Below are 16,602 nucleotides of genomic sequence, written 5' to 3'. Positions count from 1 at the left end.
CTCAGGCAGGAGGCGTTTGCATGAACATGCATTCCGCCCGCGCCGCGTTCGGGCTCGACACGCTGAAGACGATCCTTGGCATCCCGGTGGTTGCGGTCCGCTGGAACGATGCCATCGCCCTGCTGAACCGGCTGATTGCCGAGCGGCGCTTCACCAAGATCAGTTTCCTCAACGCCCACAACGCCAACATCGCCTATACCGACTCGGTGTTCGCCGAAGCACTCGATGATTTCCTCATCCTGCCCGACGGCATCGGCATCGATCTGGCGGCGAGGCTCCTCTACGGGGCGCCGTTTCCCGACAATCTCAATGGTACCGATTTCGTCCCGGCCTTCCTGCAGGCCTCGACGACGCCGCTGACCGTCGGGCTGCTCGGCGCGACGCGCGTCAACGCCGAAGCGGCGTCGGTCAAGCTGGCGGCACTGGCCGTGCAGCACCGGTTCGTGGTGATCCATGACGGCTATTTCCCCCCTTCGCAGGAGCAGGAAATCGTCGACCGGATTGCCGCGCTTCGGCCCGACGTGCTGCTCGTGGCCATGGGCGTGCCGCGCCAGGAATTGTGGATCGAACGCCATATCGACGCGCGCCATTGCACGCTGCCGATCGCCGTCGGCGCGTTGCTTGATTTCCTGAGCGGCGCGGTGCCCCGCGCGCCCTTGTGGATGCGCCGGCTGCGGCTCGAATGGCTGTTCCGGTTGGCTGTCGAGCCGGGCCGCCTGTGGCGCCGCTATGTGGTCGGCAACCCGCTGTTCCTGCTGCGCGTCGTCAGGCAGAAATTCTCGCTTGCGCCCGAAGCCGCGGGAGATATCAAATGAACAGCAGGTTCGTGCCAGGTGCTGCTGTCGAGCCAAGCCCGCTTCGGCAGACACCGACGGCGGCAATCGTGACGGCAAGCTATGCGCCCGATTTCGAGCGCTGTCGCCTGCTGTGCGAGACACTTGATCGCCACGTTTCCGGCGCGGCGCACCATTACATCCTGGTCGAGCATCGCGATGTCGGCCTGTTTCGCCAATTGGAGACCGGCCGCCGCACGGTGGTCGACGAGCGGGAATTGCTGCCGCGCTGGCTGCACGCCTTCGACGACCCGCTCAGCCTGTTTCGCCGGCGCGTCTGGCTCAGCCTGAAGACGCAGCCGCTGCGCGGCTGGCATGTGCAGCAGTTGCGCCGCATCGCCATCTCGGCGCATGCATCTCAAGACGTGCTCATCTTCTGCGATTCCGATGTTGCCTTCCTGAAACCTTTTGACTGCGGCGCCTTCTGGCGCGATGGCAAGGTGCGCCTGTTCCGCCGCGACGCTGTGCTGGCGGACGAAGGTCATGAGGAGCATCGCATCTGGTCGCGCAACGCCGGCTCAGCACTCGGCATCGACCCGTCCCGGACGTCGAACCATGACTACATCTCGACGCTGATCGCCTGGCGGCGCGACACCGTGCTGGCGATGTGCGGTGCGATCGAAAGGGTCCATGGTCGCAACTGGGTCGAGGTCGTCGGCTCGGCGCGCAAATTCTCCGAATGCATGATCTACGGCCGCTATGTCGACGATCTGCTGGACGGAGCCGGCCACTTCCACGGTTCCGAAGAGTTCTGCCGCGTGCACTGGACCGGCGAAGCGCTTTCGGATGACGAGTTCCGCCGCTTCGTTGCCGCCATGGCGCCGGAGCAGGTGGCGATCGGCATGCAATCCTTCATCGGCACCGATATCGGCCGCATCCGCCGTCTGATTGGGCTGGATTAGATCATCCCGAAAAGCGGAAACCGGTTTTCTCGGACAACGATTTCCGTTTGTCCAGAAGTCATGTACAAATGAGAAAGTCCTAGACGGGTTTGGCCGGCTTGCGCATCGCCGAATAGGTGAGCAGCGTCGAGGCGAGATACAAAAGCAGGAAGACGACATTGAGCGACAGCACCAGCTTCGGCGTGTCGAGGATGGTCGTCAGCACATAGGTCAGCAACAGCGCCTTCAATCCGGCGAGCAGGCCGAGATTGAGCGCCCGCACCAGCGTCTGGCCGCGTGCGAACAAAAGCTCGGCCTGGTATTCGACAAGATTGCGCAATCCCGGCACGCAGATTGCCAGCACCACCAGCGGGGCAGCCTCGGCGACATTCTTGCCGAGTGCATTGGGGAAGAAATGCAGCACGATGCCAAGTGTCAGCAGCGCCAGCGTCGAAACCGCGAACACACCGCCTTCGATACCGCTCTTGACCGCCAGCCGTGACAGCAGTTCCGGCGCGCGCATCATGCGCTGCACCAGCATCATCGAGAAGGTGCGGATCGGAATCGCCGTCAGGTCGACCAGCCGCATGATGATGGCGTAGATGCCGGCCAGATGCGGGCCGCCGATCGCCAGCACCAGCAGCTTGTCGAATTCCATCTGCAGGTAGAACAGCACTTCGGCGCCGGCCACATAGATGGAATCGGCCAACCGCCTGAGATAAAGCTCGACGCGCAGCCGCAGCCTCTGGCGCGGGTAGAAGAAGCCGAAGGCGATCAGCAGCGAGGCGGCATTGGCGCCGATATAGAACCAGGACCATATCCAGACGCTGTGTTGCGCTGAGAACATGAACAGCACCGCGCCGAGCGCCCGCAGCGCGGTCGCCAGGATGGCCAGCAGCGCGGCGCGGCCGAACTTGCCCAGGCCGTTGTTGACGATCAGCGCCACCTCGACCGGCCGCCACAACAGCGCTTCGGCAAAGACGATTGCCGCAAACACCGACAGCGGCACGGTGTCGGCGAAGAAAAGCAGATAGACGCCGAACGAGGCCGCGGCCAGCAGCGGCAGCGACAGCACGCCGAGCAGCAGGAAGCCGGCGGAAAAGGTGCCGATCAGATTGGGGCGGATGGTGGCGGTGCGGTAAAGCGCCGAGATGAACCCAAAGGCGAGGATGCGCGACAGCATGACGCCGGCCGCCGACGCGGTGGCGAACATGCCGAATTCGGATATCGACAGCGTGTTGGCCAGCGCGATGAAATAGGCCAGCGAAAACACCAGTCGCCCACCGGCACCGCTGATCGCTGAGAAATAGTCGCGAAGCAGCCCCCGTCGTTCGGCCAAAAAGCTGCCGATCCGGGCGAGGGGCCGCCTTTGCGGTATGTCACTGGCCTGCGTCATGTCTCAAGGAGAGCCTAGGCCGGAAAACTTAACGTGCCGTTCTGGCGGCTGGGCTTGTGTCGAAAATAGATGCAACCGAAACGAGAAACCGACGCTTCGGCGCGGGAAAATTAACCTTTTGTTTTCCATGCCTGTTTAGCGTGGCTTAACGAATGGCCAATCTCCGTTCGCAGGTCGCCAAGGGTAAAGTTCCAGACGATGGTCGACAGGGAAAACCGCGAAGACTGGAAGCGCGAGCGCTCGTTGCTGGCGCTGGGCCAGGCTGTGCGTGGCGACGAACCCGACGCGTCGCTGGTCTCGATCGGCGACCGGGCAGACCCGTCATGGCGCGAGGACGCCGCCACGCGTCATCGCCTCGCCCGCTCGCAGCGCGAGGCGCGCAACCCGAAACTGTCGGGGGATCCGGTCGCGGCCGACGGGGATCATGAGCAAGCTTACCGCGCGCAAACCACGCCACGGACACAGCCCGGTGCCGCCGAAACCGCTGGCGCACGTCGCGCCGATCATACATCGGAACCTTACGCTGCAGGCGACGCGTCGTTATCCCGAAACGACGGCACGGACAGCCAGCAGTGGAAGCCGCTGATCGATCCGATGCAGGTGGTGCGCGGTGTCGGCAAGTCGAAGCTGCTGATCGTGACGACGACACTGCTGGGCGCCGCGCTCGGCATCACCATTGCGCTGTCGACGCCGAAGAAATATGAGGCCACCACCGAACTGATCGTCGACCCGCGCGACCTGAAGCTCACCGACCGCGATCTCACCCAGTCGGTCGTCGCTTCCGACGCCACGCTGGCCATCGTCGAGAACCAGGTTCGGGTGCTGACATCAGGCACTGTTCTCAACAAGGTCGTCGACAAGCTCAATCTGGTCAACGACCCGGAATTCAATGGGCAAGGCGGCGGCGGCCTCAGCGTCATGTCGCTCATTCGCTCCATCCTGTCCCGCAATGATGGGCCGGGGGGTGTCGACGACAGCCGTCGCCGCGCGCTTGCTGTCGGCAATCTGGCCGAGAGCCTTTCGGTCGAGCGCGGCGGCAAGACCTTCGTCATCACCGTCAGCGCCACCACGCAGAATGGCGAGAAGTCGGCCCTCATCGCCAACACGATGACGGATGTCTTCCTGCAGACTTTCGGCCAGATACAGTCGGACACCGCAGGCCGCGCCACCGACGAACTGACGGCCAGGCTTGACGAGTTGCGCAAGGGCGTCGAGGCAGCCGAGCGCAAGGTCGAGGATTTCAGGGCCACGCACGATCTCGTTGACGCGCAGGGCCATCTCATCAGCGACGATGAGATGCTGAAACTCAACGAGCAGCTGTCGGTCGCGCGCGCCCGGACCCTGGAACTCAACGCCCGGGCGGCCTCGGCGCGTTCGGTCGACGTCAATTCGGTTCTCACCGGTACCTTGCCGGAGGAGATCAACTCCAACACGATGAGCGATCTGCGTTCGCAATATGCGTCGCTCAAGCAGGAAGCTGACCGCGCCGCCATCCGGCTCGGCCCGCGTCACCCCGAACTCCAGGCGATCAATGCCCAGATTGCCGGCGCACGCGAACGCATCGCCTCGGAGCTGCGCCGCATCGGCTCGTCGCTGCAGGTCGACCTCAAGCGCGCCGTCCAGCTCGAACAGGATCTTGCCTCTCGCCTGGCGCAGCTGAAGGTCCGCAGCGGCGACGTCAACAGCGACCTCGTGTCGATGCGCGAACTGGAGCGCGAGGCGACCGCCAAGCGTTCCGTCTACGAACAGTACCTGCTGCGCGCCAAGGAGACCGGCGAGCAGAAGGACATCAACACCGCCAACATCAATGTGATCTCGAAGGCCTTCGCGCCGCTTGAGCCGAACGGGCCGTCGCGGGTCGTGGTCGCGCTCGCCGGCCTGTTGCTGGGTTTCGCCTCCGGCATTGGCCTCGGAGCCATGCGTGGCGCCTATGAGAGCCTGCGTGACACCGCCAATTCGCGCTCGCGTCGCGACCATGGCACGGACGAACGCCGGACGCCTTACGAAGACAAGGCATATCGGGCAGCGCCGCCGCCGGCGCCGCCATTACCACCAGCGCCGCAGCCATCGACACCCCCGCCTGCATCACCACCGCCGGCCGTGCCACCGCCTGTCCAGCAAGCCGAGGCCTCGCCGGCAGAAGGTCCCGGCCGGATCGGTGCCTTGCTGTCGAGGCTGCACAAGTCCGTCTCCCGCAGGCCATCCCGGGAGGAGCCGTTCGATACCGTCGAATGGGCCTCTGCCGAAAACGGGGAGCCAACGCAGGATCCGCAATACCGCGCCTATCCCCGGCCGGCGCCGGCCTTCGAGCCCCGGCAGGCGGCCGCGACAGCATACCCGGCACCACCTTTCCAGCCCGGCGGCCATCCGCAGCAGACGGCGCAGCCGCCACTGCCGCCTCCCATGATGACGCAGCGGCCATATTCCGGGCCGCAGCTCTATCCCTACGCGCAGCCATTGGGCTACGCGCAGCCATTGGGCTACGCGCAGCAGCCGGGCTATCCCTATCCGCAATCTATGCCGGCCGCCAATGCCGGGCAGCAGTCCGATCCGGCTCAGCCCGCTTCCGAGTCCTATCCACAGCCGCCCGTCGCGCAGCAGCAGGCGCCTCAGCCTCATCAGCGATCGGCGGAGCCGTCGCGGGCCGTGGAGGATGCCGAGCAGCAAGCGCCAATCGAGGAAATCCGCGCCAGCCTGCGCGAATTCCGCGAAGCGGTTCGCGAACTGACCGAGAGCCGCACGCGCCGCCGCTACTTCTGAGCCACAAAAATCTGCGCGGTGCCGTACAAAAACATGCCGGTTTCGCGTAAACGGCATGGGACGGCGCTTTGGCGGGATTGCATGTTGGATTTTTCGTGAAGATGCCACGCTGTGAAAGATCGAAAAGCGCGTCGCTTCCGGAAGCGACGCGCTTGGGCATTCTGGTGTTGAGGGTGGTCCATGGCTGAAGTGATTGATGGCAAGAGCGTTGCCGGGGACGTTGTGGGGACGGTCAAGACCCTGACGGCTGAACTTGTCGCCAAGGGCAAGGCCAAGCCCGGTCTTGCCGTGGTCATCGTCGGCGAGGATCCGGCCAGCCAGGTCTATGTCGCGTCCAAGTCGCGCACCGCCAAGGAATGCGGCTTTCATTCCGTCCAGCATACGCTGCCGGCCGAAACCTCCGAAGAGGCATTGCTGAAGATCATCGGCGACCTCAACGCCGATCCGGCCATCAATGGCATCCTCGTGCAGCTTCCTCTGCCGGCCCACATTGACGCCGGCAAGATCATCCAGACCATCGCGCCGGAAAAGGATGTCGACGGCTTCCACTTCATCAATGTCGGCAAGCTCGGCACCGGTGAACTCGAAACAGCGTTCGTGCCTTGCACGCCGGCCGGCTCGATGCTTCTGATCGAGCGGGTGCGCGGCAAGGACCTGTCCGGCCTCAACGCAGTCGTCGTCGGCCGCTCCAACATCGTCGGCAAGCCGATGGCCAACCTGCTGCTTGCCGCCAACTGCACCGTCACCATCGCCCACAGCCGCACCAGGGATCTGCCGGCCTTGGCCCGCACCGCCGATATCCTTGTCGCGGCCGTCGGCAGGCCGGAGATGATCAGGGGTGATTGGGTGAAGCCAGGCGCCACCGTCATCGATGTCGGCATCAACCGCATCCCGGCGCCGGAAAAGGGCGAGGGCAAGTCCCGCCTCGTCGGCGATGTCGCCTATGCCGAAGCGGCCAGGGCCGCCAGCGCCATCACACCGGTGCCCGGCGGTGTCGGCCCCATGACCATTGCCATGCTGATGGCCAATACGTTAGCCTCCGCCTACCTTTCGGCCGGATTGAAACGGCCGTCCTTCTGACCCGCCAGAAAGCTGCAGCTTTGCCGAACCCCAGTGTTCCCTCAGAACGGCCGGTCATGACTGACCCCGTTCAAGGCGGCCGGCAGTTCGCATTCCTGCTGGTAGACAAGTTCTCCATGTTCTCGCTGGCTGCCGCGATCGATACGTTCCGGTCGGCGAACCGGTTGCTTGGCCGCGACTTCTACGGTTGGACCACGGTGTCGGCCGATGGCGATCCGGTGATGGCTTCCAATGGCCTGCCGCTCAAGATCGACTACGCCGTTGCCGACCTGCCGCCGGTCGATATCCTTTTCGTCTCGGTCGGGCTGACGACCGAATTCCCCGGCAAGAGCAAGGTGCTGGCGGCTTTGCGAAGCTGGGGCCGGCGCGGCAATGCGCTGGGTGCCCTGTCGGTCGGGTCCTACCTGCTGGCCGAGGCCGGCCAGCTCGAAGGCTATCGCTGCACCATCCATTGGGAAAACCGCGCCGGCTTCGTCGAGCGATTCCCCGACATCAACTGCACCGGCAACGTCTTCGAGATCGATCGCAAGCGCTACACCTGTGCCGGCGGCACCACTTCGATCGACCTGATGCTGGAGATCGTGCGCGGCGATTTCGGCTCGAACCTGGCCAATGGCGTCGCCAACCAGTTCCAGCACGAACGCATCCGCTCGGCCGGCGACCGTCAGCGCGTCGGACCCGAACGCGACCTGACCGGCAAGTCGGAGAAGCTCAGGCGCATCGTCGAACTGATGGCCGACCACCTCGACGAGCCGCTGTCGGCGGTACAGCTGGCCAAATCCGCCGGCCTTTCGGTGCGCCAGGTCGAGCGCCTGTTCCTGCGCCATCTCAGCGTCACGCCCGGCCGTTACTATATGCGATTGCGGCTGGAGCGGGCGCGCGAACTGCTGCGCCAGACCAACATGCCGATCCTCGACGTGGCGATCGCGACGGGCTTCACCTCGCATTCCTACTTCGCCCAGAGCTACCGGCTGCAATTCGGCAGGCCGCCTTCGGAAGAACGCCGCACGACTTACTAAGCTGGTTTTCGTTTTCGTTGAAAGTTCGGCATTCGGCCCGGCGCATCGGGCCAAGGCCATGAATTCGGGTTAATGGGTTCTTTCGGAGCCTTCGCCGCGCGTAGGCTGACGGGTGCAACAAACGAAAAACCCGCCTATTGCGGCGGGTCACCGGCGCAAATCAGCACCATAGCCAAATATGTACCTTAGCTGAGGTCATGGTGTCAAGAAAAAATTCCTATTACCGGGTAAAAGGCTGCCGACACCGCCGAACTGGCTGTCGTCAGGATTTTTGTTAAGCTGGGTCCGCAGCCCTGCGCACCGGGCGCCCGGACTTGTGTCCCGGCGCCGCGTCAAATAGCTTGCCGCCCGGATCAGGGGCGGATTTAGGAGATTTCGATGGCGGGACTTGCACGGGGCGTCGCTGCGGCGATCCTCCTTTTGTCGATGACGACGTTCGGCTTCGCCGCAAACAAGGTCATCATCATTCTCGATGCGTCCGGCTCGATGTGGGCGCAGATCGACGGCAGGCCCAAGCTCGAAATCGCCCGCGAGTCGCTTCGAACCGTGCTTCAATCGGTCCCCACCGACGACGAGATCGGCTTCATGGCCTATGGCCACCGTGAAAAGGGCAGCTGCGACGACATCCAGCTGATCGTGCCGCCGCAGGCAGGTTCGGGCAGCGCCATTTCGGCCGCCGCCGACAGCCTGAAATTCCTCGGCAAGACGCCGCTGACGGCGGCGGTCAAACAGGCGGCCGAGGCGCTGAAATACACCGAGGACAAGGCGACGGTCGTGCTCATCACCGACGGGCTCGAAACATGCGGCGGTGACCCCTGCGCGCTTGGCAAGGAGCTCGAGGCATCCGGCGTCGACTTCACCGCCGATGTCGTCGGCTTCGGCCTGACCGCCGACGAGGGCAAGCAGATCGCCTGCCTCGCCGACAACACCGGCGGCAAATACATCCAGGCCTCCGACGAGAAGGCGCTGCAGGAGGCGCTTGCCGAGACCGTGGCAGCACCAGCGCCGGCTCCTGAACCGGCTCCGGCACCTGCGCCGGCACCCGCGCCCGAGCCGGCCAAACCGGACTTCAATTTCCTGCCGATAGCGGTGCTTGCCGAGGGCGGCGATCCCGTCACTGACGGCAACGCCTGGGAGATCTACAAGGCGAAACCCGACGGTACGCGCGGCGACTACGTCAGCACCGAATACGGCGCCTACAAGGCCAATCTGGAACCGGGCGACTATATCGTCGTGGCCAGCGACGGCCAGGCCAAGACCGAGCAGAAAGTCAAGATCGAGGCGGGCCAAGTCTACGCGCCTCTCTTCAACTTGAATGCCGGCACGCTCATCATCCATCCGCGACCGAGCGAGGGGGCAGATGTCGTCGATGGCGCGGCTATCGTCATCGATTATCCGGGTGCTGACATGCCCGCCACCTTCTATGGGACCACGAAAGCCGTGTTGCCGGCCGGCGACGAGAAAGTGACGGTCACGATCGGCCAGGGGGTGGCTACCGAAACGATTCCGCTGGCTGCCGGCAAGACCGTGGAAAAGGACATGATTGTCGGTGTCGGCCATGTCGTTGCCAATGCTTATTATGCTGCCGGCGGCGACAAGGCGGACGGTTCAGGCATCGGCTTCAAGGTGCTCAAGGCAAAAAAGAAGATCGATGGAACCAGGGACGAGGTGACCTATGCCTACGGACCCGACAGCAAATTCGATCTGCCGGCCGATGACTATGTCTTGATTGCGACGGTTGATCTCGCCGTTGTCGAGCAGCCGTTCACCGTCAAGGTCGGCGAATTTCAGGATCTGAAAATCGCAATGAATGCCGGCGTGCTGGCGATCACCGCGCCGGGAGCCTCGAAGATCGAGATTTTCGAGGCCAAGAAGGACATCAACGGCAACCGCAAGTCGCTTGGCTATGCATTCGACCAGAAGTACCAGGCAGCGATCCCGGCGGGCGACTATGCCGTCGTCTCGGAGAAATCCGACAACAGTTCGAAAGAAGGCAACGTGACGGTCAAGGCCGGCGAGCGAGCTGAGCTAACCGTGCAATAGAATCGTATGCACAACCGCAAGAGGGCGGCCAAGTGCCGCCCCTTTTCATGGGTTGCGCAGAACTGCCGTCAGGCCGTGCCGAAGGCGCTGGCGCCATGATCGGCGCGGCCGACCAGTTGCCGGAAGCCGGCAAACAGCTCGCGGCCGAAACCGAACTCGTTGCCGATGAGGTCGGCATCCGCCGTCCGGCGCAGCGCGAAATCGCCGGCCGGCACCAGCACTTCCAGCGTGCCGGCATCGGCGTCGAGCCGGATGATGTCGCCTTCGTGGATCCTGGCGATAGGACCCTCCTCGACCGCTTCCGGTGTGACATGGATCGCTGCCGGCACCTTGCCGGAGGCGCCCGACATGCGTCCGTCGGTGACCAGCGCCACGCGCTGGCCGCGGTCCTGCAGGATGCCGAGCACGGTGGTCAGCTTGTGCAGCTCCGGCATGCCGTTGGCCTTCGGCCCCTGGAAGCGGATGACGGCGATGAAATCGCCGGTCAGCGTGCCTGCCTTGAACGCATCGTTCAGCCCTTGCTGGCTGTCGAAGACCCTGGCCGGCGCCTCGATGACACGCCGCTCCGGCTTCACCGCGGAAGTCTTGATGACGGCGTGGCCGAGATTGCCTGACAGCACCTTCAGGCCGCCGGTCGCCTGGAACGCCTTGTTGAAAGGCGCCAGCACCTTTTCGTCGCCGCTTGTCCGCGGCGAGGCTTCGCGCACCACGCCTCCGTCGGCGCCGAGCTTTGCCTCGACCGCATAGGGCCGCAGGCCTTCGCCCCACACCGTCTGCACATCCTCATGCAGGATGCCTTCGTCGAGCAGTTCGCGGATCAGGAAGCCGAGCCCGCCGGCGGCGTGGAAATGGTTCACGTCGGCGAGGCCGTTCGGATAGACCCGCGCCAGCAGCGGCACCGCTTCCGACAGGTCGGAAATATCCTGCCATGTGATGGCGATGCCGGCCGCCGCCGCCATGGCGATCAGGTGGATGGTGTGATTGGTCGAGCCGCCGGTGGCATGCAGGCCGACGACGCCGTTGACGATCGAGCGCTCGTCGATCATCCGCCCGACGGGCGTATAGGCGTTGCCAAGCGCGGTGATCGCCAGCGCCCGCTTGGTCGCCTCGCGGGTCAAAGCCTCGCGCAGCGGCGTGCCTGGATTGACGAAGGACGCGCCCGGCGTGTGCAGGCCCATGATCTCCATCAGCATCTGGTTGGAATTCGCCGTGCCGTAGAAGGTGCAGGTGCCCGGTCCATGGTAAGATTTGGACTCGGCCTCCAGCAGTTCGGCGCGTCCGGCCTTGCCCTCGGCGTAGAGTTGGCGGACCTTGGCCTTTTCGTCATTGGGCAGGCCTGATGTCATCGGTCCGGCCGGAATGAACACCGCCGGCAGATGGCCGAAGGTGAGGGCGGCGATCACCAGCCCCGGCACGATCTTGTCACAGACGCCGAGATAGACGGCGGCGTCGAACATGTTGTGCGACAGGCCGATCGCGGCGGCCATGGCGATGACATCGCGCGAAAACAGCGACAGCTCCATGCCGGGCTGGCCCTGGGTGACGCCGTCGCACATCGCCGGCACGCCGCCTGCCACCTGGGCGATGCCGCCGGCTTCGCGGGCTGCATCCTTGATCAGCGCGGGGAAGCTCTCGAACGGCTGATGCGCCGACAGCATGTCGTTATAGGAGGTGATGATGCCGAGGTTCGGCACCTTGTCGGCGCCCAGCGCGAGCTTTTCCGAGGGGCTGCACACCGCAAAGCCGTGAGCGAGATTGCCGCACGACAAAACGGCCCGGTTGGCGGTGCGGTTCGACGCCTCGGCGATGCGGCCGAGATAACGCTCGCGGCCGGGCTTAGAGCGCTGGCGGATGCGTTCGGTAATGGCTTCGATGTCGCGTCTGGCGGTCATGGTGTCGGTCCTTTCAGGCGAGGTCCCGGAAACATCCTCCCGCCGTTTGCCGGGACCGGTGTAAATCGAGAATCAGGGTGCCCAGAAAACCTCTACGGGCTTTTGCGCTGCGTCGAGCACGGCGCGGATTGGCTTTCGCGGCCCGGGCGCCACCGCGCCGTCGAAGGCGATACGCTTGTCCTCACCCTCGATGTGCAGCGCGATGAAGCCGGCTTCGACGATGCGGGCCAGCGACAGGGTCAGCCGCGGCTCGCCCGCACTTGCCGCATGAACCGGCAGCACGATCCTGTCGGAAGACGGGTCGAGCAGTGTTGCCAGGTCGGCGGCATCGGGAAAGAACGAGGCGGTGTGGCCGTCCGGCCCCATGCCGAGCACAACGACATCGAGCGGCCAGGGCAAGGATCGGAGCGCTGCATCGTCGGACGAGGCCGCATCCTCGATGCTGGTGGCTTCGTGATAGAGCGGCACGAAACGAGCCGCCTTGGCCGCGTTCTGCAACAGATTGGCGGCCACCAGCCCGGCATTGGAGCGTGGCGAGGAGGCCGGCACGAAACGCTCGTCGACCAGCGTCACGATCACCTTGTCCCAGGCGATGGGTATCGCTGAAAGGGCGGCGAAGAATTTTGCCGGCGTGGTGCCGCCGGAGACGGCGAGCAACCCCGTGCCGCGCTCGGCGATCGCCTTGGTCAGTCTGCCTGCAACATGGCCGGCCAGGGCTGCCGCCAGTTCCTGGCGCCCGTTGAAGCCGTTCCAGCTATAGGCGGCGCCGTTCAATTGCTCTCGTGCCATGTCCGCCCGTCACGTTCGATCAGCGCTATCGAGGCCGATGGGCCCCAGGTGCCCGCCGTGTAGCCCTGCGCCTCCTGCCTGGCACTTTCCCAGGCATTCTGGATCGGGTCGATCCATTTCCACGCCGCCTCGACTTCGTCACGGCGCATGAACAGGGTCTGGTTGCCACGGATGACGTCCATGATCAGCCGCTCATAGGCGTCCGGTGCGCGGCCGTCGAAGGACTGCGCGAAACTCATGTCGAGCGAAATCTGGCGCAGCCGCATGCCGCCCGGGCCCGGATCCTTGATCATGATGAACTGCTTGACGCCTTCGTCCGGCTGCAGCCGAATGACAAGCTGGTTGGCGAAGATCGGTCCGGCGCTGTCGCCGAAGATCGAATGCGGGATCGGCTTGAATTCGATGACGATTTCCGAAACCCGCGTCGCCAGCCGTTTGCCGGTACGCAGATAGAACGGAACGCCCGACCAGCGCCAATTGCCGATCTCGGCCTTGATGGCGACGAAGGTCTCGGTGTTGCTGTCCTTGCCGAGTTCCTCGACATAGCCTTTCACCGGTCCGCCGGCCGAAGCCCCGGCGCGATACTGCCCGCGCACGGTGTGCTTCGGCGCTTCGTTGCCGTTGATGCGCTTCAGTGCCCGCAGCACCTTCAGCTTTTCGTCGCGAACGGCGTCGGCATCCATCGACGACGGCGCTTCCATGGCGACGAGGCACAAGAGCTGCAGCATATGGTTCTGCACCATGTCGCGCAGCGCGCCGGCCTTGTCGTAATAGGTGACGCGGTCCTCCAGGCCGACGGTCTCGGCCACGGTGATCTGGACATGGTCGATATGGGCTGAATTCCACAACGGTTCGTAGAGCGCGTTGGCAAAGCGCAGCGCCATCAGGTTCTGCACCGTCTCCTTGCCGAGATAATGGTCGATGCGGAAGATCTGGCTTTCGTGGAAGTCGTCGCCGACCAGGTCGTTGAGCTTGCGTGCCGAATCGAGATCGCGGCCGATCGGCTTTTCCAGCACGATGCGCGAGTTCGGCGTGATCAGATTGTGCTCTTTCAGCTTGTGCGAGATGTCGCCGAACAGCGCCGGCGCCACCGCCAGGTAGAAGGCGCGGATGCGGTCGCTGTCGCCGATCGCCTTCTTGAGCTTGTCGAAGCCGGCGCCGCTCGTCGCATCGGCGGAGACGTAGGACAGCCGCGCCAGAAAGGTCTTCAGTTCCTTGGCGTCGATGTCGGCCGGTTTGACGTGGTCCGAGATCGCCTGCTTGGCGAAGGCCTGGAATTCTTCGTCGCTCATCTTCGAGCGCGAGGTGCCGATGATGCGTGTCGGCTCCGAAAACTGATGGTCGCGCTGGCGATAATAGAGCGACGGCAGAAGCTTGCGCTCCGACAGATCGCCGGTGCCGCCGAAAATGATGAAGTCGAAAGGATCGACGGGGATGATCTGGCTGGTCATGGTCTGTCCGCTCTGACGCCGGTCGCTGTGACGCGGCTGATATAATCTAATCGATTTAAATTTTCCAGTGCCATGGTGTCACATCTGGGTGTATGCGCCTGCCCCTTGACAGTCCGATGACCCGGAGGCTTGTCGACAGGCGCGGCACCGGAAGCCTTCGCAGTTGCAGCATAGAGCGGGATCGACGCGAAAGCCAAAGGAGAAATCGGCGATGGCCGCACATCTTTCGAGCAATCCGGCCAGAAGCCACGGGTTCGCGCGGATGTGCGCTATCGGCGCGCCGGTTGATCGTCATCAATCATGAGCGGGAAAAACATGCGTCTGGAAAACAAGGTTGCCGTCATCACCGGTGCTGCGTCCGGTTTTGGCGAGGGCATCGCCAGGCGCTTTGCGCAGGAGGGTGCCAGGGTCGTTGTCGCCGATCTCAACGCCAGGGGCGCTGAGCGCGTCGCCGGCGAGATCGGCGAAGCGGCGATCTGGACCCAGACCGATGTCTCGCTGCGCTCCGAATTCGACGAGATGATCTATGCCGCCAAAAGCGCATTCGGCCGCATCGACATCATGGTCAACAATGCCGGCTACACCCATCGCAACGGCGACATGCTCAATGTCGACGAGGAGACCTTCGACCTGATAACCGCCGTCAACATGAAGGCGATCTATCACGCGGCACTCGCCGTGGTGCCGATCATGGAGCGGCAGGGCGGCGGCGTCATCCTGACCACGGCCTCCACCGCGGGTCTGCGGCCGCGCCCCGGCCTCACCTGGTACAATGCGTCGAAAGGCTGGGCGATCACCGCCACCAAATCGATGGCGGTGGAACTGGCGCCGAAGAACATCCGCGTCAACTGCCTCTGCCCGGTTGCCGGCGAGACCGGCATGCTGGAGAAATTCATGGGCGCCGACACACCCGAGATCCGCGAGAAGTTCCGCGCATCGATCCCGCTCGGCCGGCTTTCGACACCGCTAGACATCGCCAACGCCGCACTCTGGCTGGCCTCGGACGAAGCCGCCTTCATCACCGGCGTGGCGCTGGAGGTCGACGGCGGCCGCTGCATCTGAACGCCTGGGTAGCAGGCCAGGATCTCATCCGCTGCAATACCAGGACAAGCGCAATCTCACGGCAATCGAGGATCAACCCCGCCAACAATGAGACCTACACCTATACGGCCAACGGCTTCATCGAGAATGCCGATGGGCCGTGGGGCAGCCTCACCTATACGATCGACGGTGTCGGCAACATCACCCAGCGCACCGTAACCATTGGTGGCGTCACCTCTATCGATACCTACAGCCTTCAGGGCGGCTCCAGCCGGCTGACCGGCATCCTCACCGGCGGCGCACCGAGCCGCGGCTTCCAGTCGGACCTTGCCGGCAACGTCACGCAGGACGCGACCGTCTCGCCGGAGCTCACCAAGACCTACAGCTACAATGCCGCCGGCCAGCTCTCGGGCGCCACCACGAACGGCACGACGGCAGGCGCCTACATCTACGACTACCTGTCGCGGCTGGTCTCGCGCACCATCGCCGCCTCGTCGGCCACGCTGCACATGGTGCACGACCTCGACGGCAATGTAATCGCCGAATATGACGCGTCCGGCGCGCTGGTCACCGAATACATCTGGGTCGAAGGCCGCCCGCTGGCGATGGTCGCCGACGCCGGCATCACGCCGGTGCTCTATTACGTGCTGACTGACCATCTCGAACGGCCGGTCATGATGACCGACCAGGGCCGCAATGTCGTCTGGCAGGCGAGCTATCTACCTTACGGTGAGGTGCGTAGCATCAGTGGCACGGCGACGCTCAACCAGCGCTTCCCCGGCCAATAGTTCCAGATCGAGACGGGGCTCGCCTACAATTGGCACCGCCATTATGATGCTTCCATCGGGCGCTATCTGCAGCCCCGATCCGCTCGGTATGCCGAATGGGCCGTCAAGGTGGGCGTATGTCGGCAACAGCCCGCTGATGAAGGTGGATCCGAGCGGGTTGTATTGGGTTCCAGGTCCAGGAGGGAATCGATGGTGGTGTTGGGGTGGCAATCCCTTGGACTGCGTTTTACGTCCCCCGCCCCCGCAGCCAGGGCCACAATCTTGCCCGATGCCGTCGGAACGGCGTACGACGCCTCCGCCTCCGCCGCCAGCTGGGCCGCCGGATGACGACCCTTGTGAGGAACAGCTTGCCGCTGATGAGGCGCAGTGCCAATTGCTATCCTCGGGGCGTGGTGGCGGGCGCACAACCAAAGCTGGTAGAAATCGGTATGCAGCTTGTATGGCAATAGCCAGTGAAAGATATGCCGCTTGTAGGGCAGGGAAACCCTTGCCGCCGTTTCCAATATGGAAAATGTAGCTATGAAATTTCTATTTCGGGAGAGGCTGGAAGTTTTGAACTCAGATGATTTATTTGAGTTTGGAATAACAAAAATCAATAAAAATAAAAGAGAAGAAGATTTATATGAAAC

General features: G+C 63.8%; 12 protein-coding genes. 8 read left to right on the top strand and 4 right to left on the bottom strand.

Translation table 11 applies throughout. The features are described 5' to 3' along the window. Positions 1-20 precede the first annotated feature (20 nt). Together EN949_RS22325 and EN949_RS22320 are read left to right on the top strand one after the other, a co-directional pair. Positions 21-815 (top strand): WecB/TagA/CpsF family glycosyltransferase, encoded by a 795-nt coding sequence (locus tag EN949_RS22325; RefSeq protein WP_127371435.1) that lies wholly within the window; start codon positions 21-23, stop codon positions 813-815. Beyond that, positions 812-1,735 (top strand): DUF6492 family protein, encoded by a 924-nt coding sequence (locus tag EN949_RS22320; RefSeq protein ID WP_127367803.1) that lies wholly within the window; start codon positions 812-814, stop codon positions 1,733-1,735. The genes EN949_RS22325 and EN949_RS22320 overlap by 4 nt, the downstream gene beginning before the upstream one ends. A gap of 79 nt (positions 1,736-1,814) precedes the next feature. Here the strand turns inward: EN949_RS22320 and EN949_RS22315 are convergent, their stop codons facing one another. Next, positions 1,815-3,110: a lipopolysaccharide biosynthesis protein gene (locus EN949_RS22315; RefSeq protein ID WP_013530229.1), complete on the bottom strand. Its 1,296-nt coding sequence runs from the start codon at positions 3,108-3,110 to the stop codon at positions 1,815-1,817. 198 nt (positions 3,111-3,308) lie between these two features. Between EN949_RS22315 and EN949_RS22310 the strand changes: the two genes are divergently transcribed. From EN949_RS22310 to EN949_RS22295, 4 genes are all read left to right on the top strand, one after another. Further along, positions 3,309-5,870, top strand: a complete 2,562-nt coding sequence (locus EN949_RS22310; protein WP_127366777.1) for a GumC family protein — start codon at positions 3,309-3,311, stop codon at positions 5,868-5,870. Positions 5,871-6,050: 180 nt separating this feature from the next. Next, positions 6,051-6,950: a bifunctional methylenetetrahydrofolate dehydrogenase/methenyltetrahydrofolate cyclohydrolase FolD gene (gene folD / locus EN949_RS22305; protein WP_063170063.1), complete on the top strand. Its 900-nt coding sequence runs from the start codon at positions 6,051-6,053 to the stop codon at positions 6,948-6,950. 56 nt (positions 6,951-7,006) lie between these two features. After that, complete coding sequence (locus EN949_RS22300) at positions 7,007-7,969, top strand: GlxA family transcriptional regulator (RefSeq protein WP_013530232.1); 963 nt, start codon at positions 7,007-7,009, stop codon at positions 7,967-7,969. Positions 7,970-8,347: 378 nt separating this feature from the next. Next, positions 8,348-10,012 (top strand): VWA domain-containing protein, encoded by a 1,665-nt coding sequence (locus EN949_RS22295; RefSeq protein ID WP_127371147.1) that lies wholly within the window; start codon positions 8,348-8,350, stop codon positions 10,010-10,012. 68 nt (positions 10,013-10,080) lie between these two features. Here the strand turns inward: EN949_RS22295 and edd are convergent, their stop codons facing one another. From edd to zwf, 3 genes are all read right to left on the bottom strand, one after another. Beyond that, the gene (edd, locus tag EN949_RS22290; RefSeq protein ID WP_013530234.1) at positions 10,081-11,904 is read right to left on the bottom strand and encodes a phosphogluconate dehydratase; all 1,824 of its coding nucleotides are present in this window, start codon (positions 11,902-11,904) and stop codon (positions 10,081-10,083) included. Between the two features lie 72 nt (positions 11,905-11,976). Beyond that, positions 11,977-12,693, bottom strand: coding sequence for a 6-phosphogluconolactonase (gene pgl / locus EN949_RS22285; protein WP_127366559.1), 717 nt, complete (start codon positions 12,691-12,693; stop codon positions 11,977-11,979). Continuing rightward, the gene (gene zwf / locus EN949_RS22280) at positions 12,675-14,144 is read right to left on the bottom strand and encodes a glucose-6-phosphate dehydrogenase (RefSeq protein ID WP_013530236.1); all 1,470 of its coding nucleotides are present in this window, start codon (positions 14,142-14,144) and stop codon (positions 12,675-12,677) included. The genes pgl and zwf overlap by 19 nt, the downstream gene beginning before the upstream one ends. A 315-nt stretch (positions 14,145-14,459) precedes the next feature. Between zwf and EN949_RS35920 the strand changes: the two genes are divergently transcribed. Both EN949_RS35920 and EN949_RS36615 read left to right on the top strand, forming a co-directional pair. Then, positions 14,460-15,206: an SDR family oxidoreductase gene (locus tag EN949_RS35920; RefSeq protein WP_027162287.1), complete on the top strand. Its 747-nt coding sequence runs from the start codon at positions 14,460-14,462 to the stop codon at positions 15,204-15,206. Positions 15,207-15,694: 488 nt separating this feature from the next. After that, a complete protein-coding gene (locus EN949_RS36615; protein ID WP_063170067.1) occupies positions 15,695-15,973 on the top strand; it encodes an RHS domain-containing protein in 279 nt (92 codons plus the stop codon). The last annotated feature ends 629 nt before the right edge of the window (positions 15,974-16,602 follow it).

The sequence above is a fragment of the Mesorhizobium sp. M7A.F.Ca.US.007.01.2.1 genome (assembly GCF_003998165.1).
In the GTDB taxonomy this organism is placed as follows: domain Bacteria; phylum Pseudomonadota; class Alphaproteobacteria; order Rhizobiales; family Rhizobiaceae; genus Mesorhizobium; species Mesorhizobium ciceri.
The sequence above is the reverse complement of the archived record's forward strand: the minus strand, read 5'-3'. Positions and strand labels throughout refer to the sequence as shown.

Excerpts from the sequence above, each read along its gene's own strand:
- EN949_RS22300 (WP_013530232.1), top strand. The coding sequence starts at position 7,007 with ATGACTGACCCCGTTCAAGGCGGCCGGCAGTTCGCATTCCTGCTGGTA.
- folD (WP_063170063.1), top strand. The coding sequence starts at position 6,051 with ATGGCTGAAGTGATTGATGGCAAGAGCGTTGCCGGGGACGTTGTGGGG.
- EN949_RS22325 (WP_127371435.1), top strand. The coding sequence starts at position 21 with ATGAACATGCATTCCGCCCGCGCCGCGTTCGGGCTCGACACGCTGAAG.
- EN949_RS36615 (WP_063170067.1), top strand. The coding sequence starts at position 15,695 with ATGGTGCACGACCTCGACGGCAATGTAATCGCCGAATATGACGCGTCC.
- EN949_RS22295 (WP_127371147.1), top strand. The coding sequence starts at position 8,348 with ATGGCGGGACTTGCACGGGGCGTCGCTGCGGCGATCCTCCTTTTGTCG.
- EN949_RS22310 (WP_127366777.1), top strand. The coding sequence starts at position 3,309 with ATGGTCGACAGGGAAAACCGCGAAGACTGGAAGCGCGAGCGCTCGTTG.
- EN949_RS22320 (WP_127367803.1), top strand. The coding sequence starts at position 812 with ATGAACAGCAGGTTCGTGCCAGGTGCTGCTGTCGAGCCAAGCCCGCTT.
- edd (WP_013530234.1), bottom strand. The coding sequence starts at position 11,904 with ATGACCGCCAGACGCGACATCGAAGCCATTACCGAACGCATCCGCCAG.
- EN949_RS22315 (WP_013530229.1), bottom strand. The coding sequence starts at position 3,110 with ATGACGCAGGCCAGTGACATACCGCAAAGGCGGCCCCTCGCCCGGATC.
- zwf (WP_013530236.1), bottom strand. The coding sequence starts at position 14,144 with ATGACCAGCCAGATCATCCCCGTCGATCCTTTCGACTTCATCATTTTC.
- pgl (WP_127366559.1), bottom strand. The coding sequence starts at position 12,693 with ATGGCACGAGAGCAATTGAACGGCGCCGCCTATAGCTGGAACGGCTTC.
- EN949_RS35920 (WP_027162287.1), top strand. The coding sequence starts at position 14,460 with ATGCGTCTGGAAAACAAGGTTGCCGTCATCACCGGTGCTGCGTCCGGT.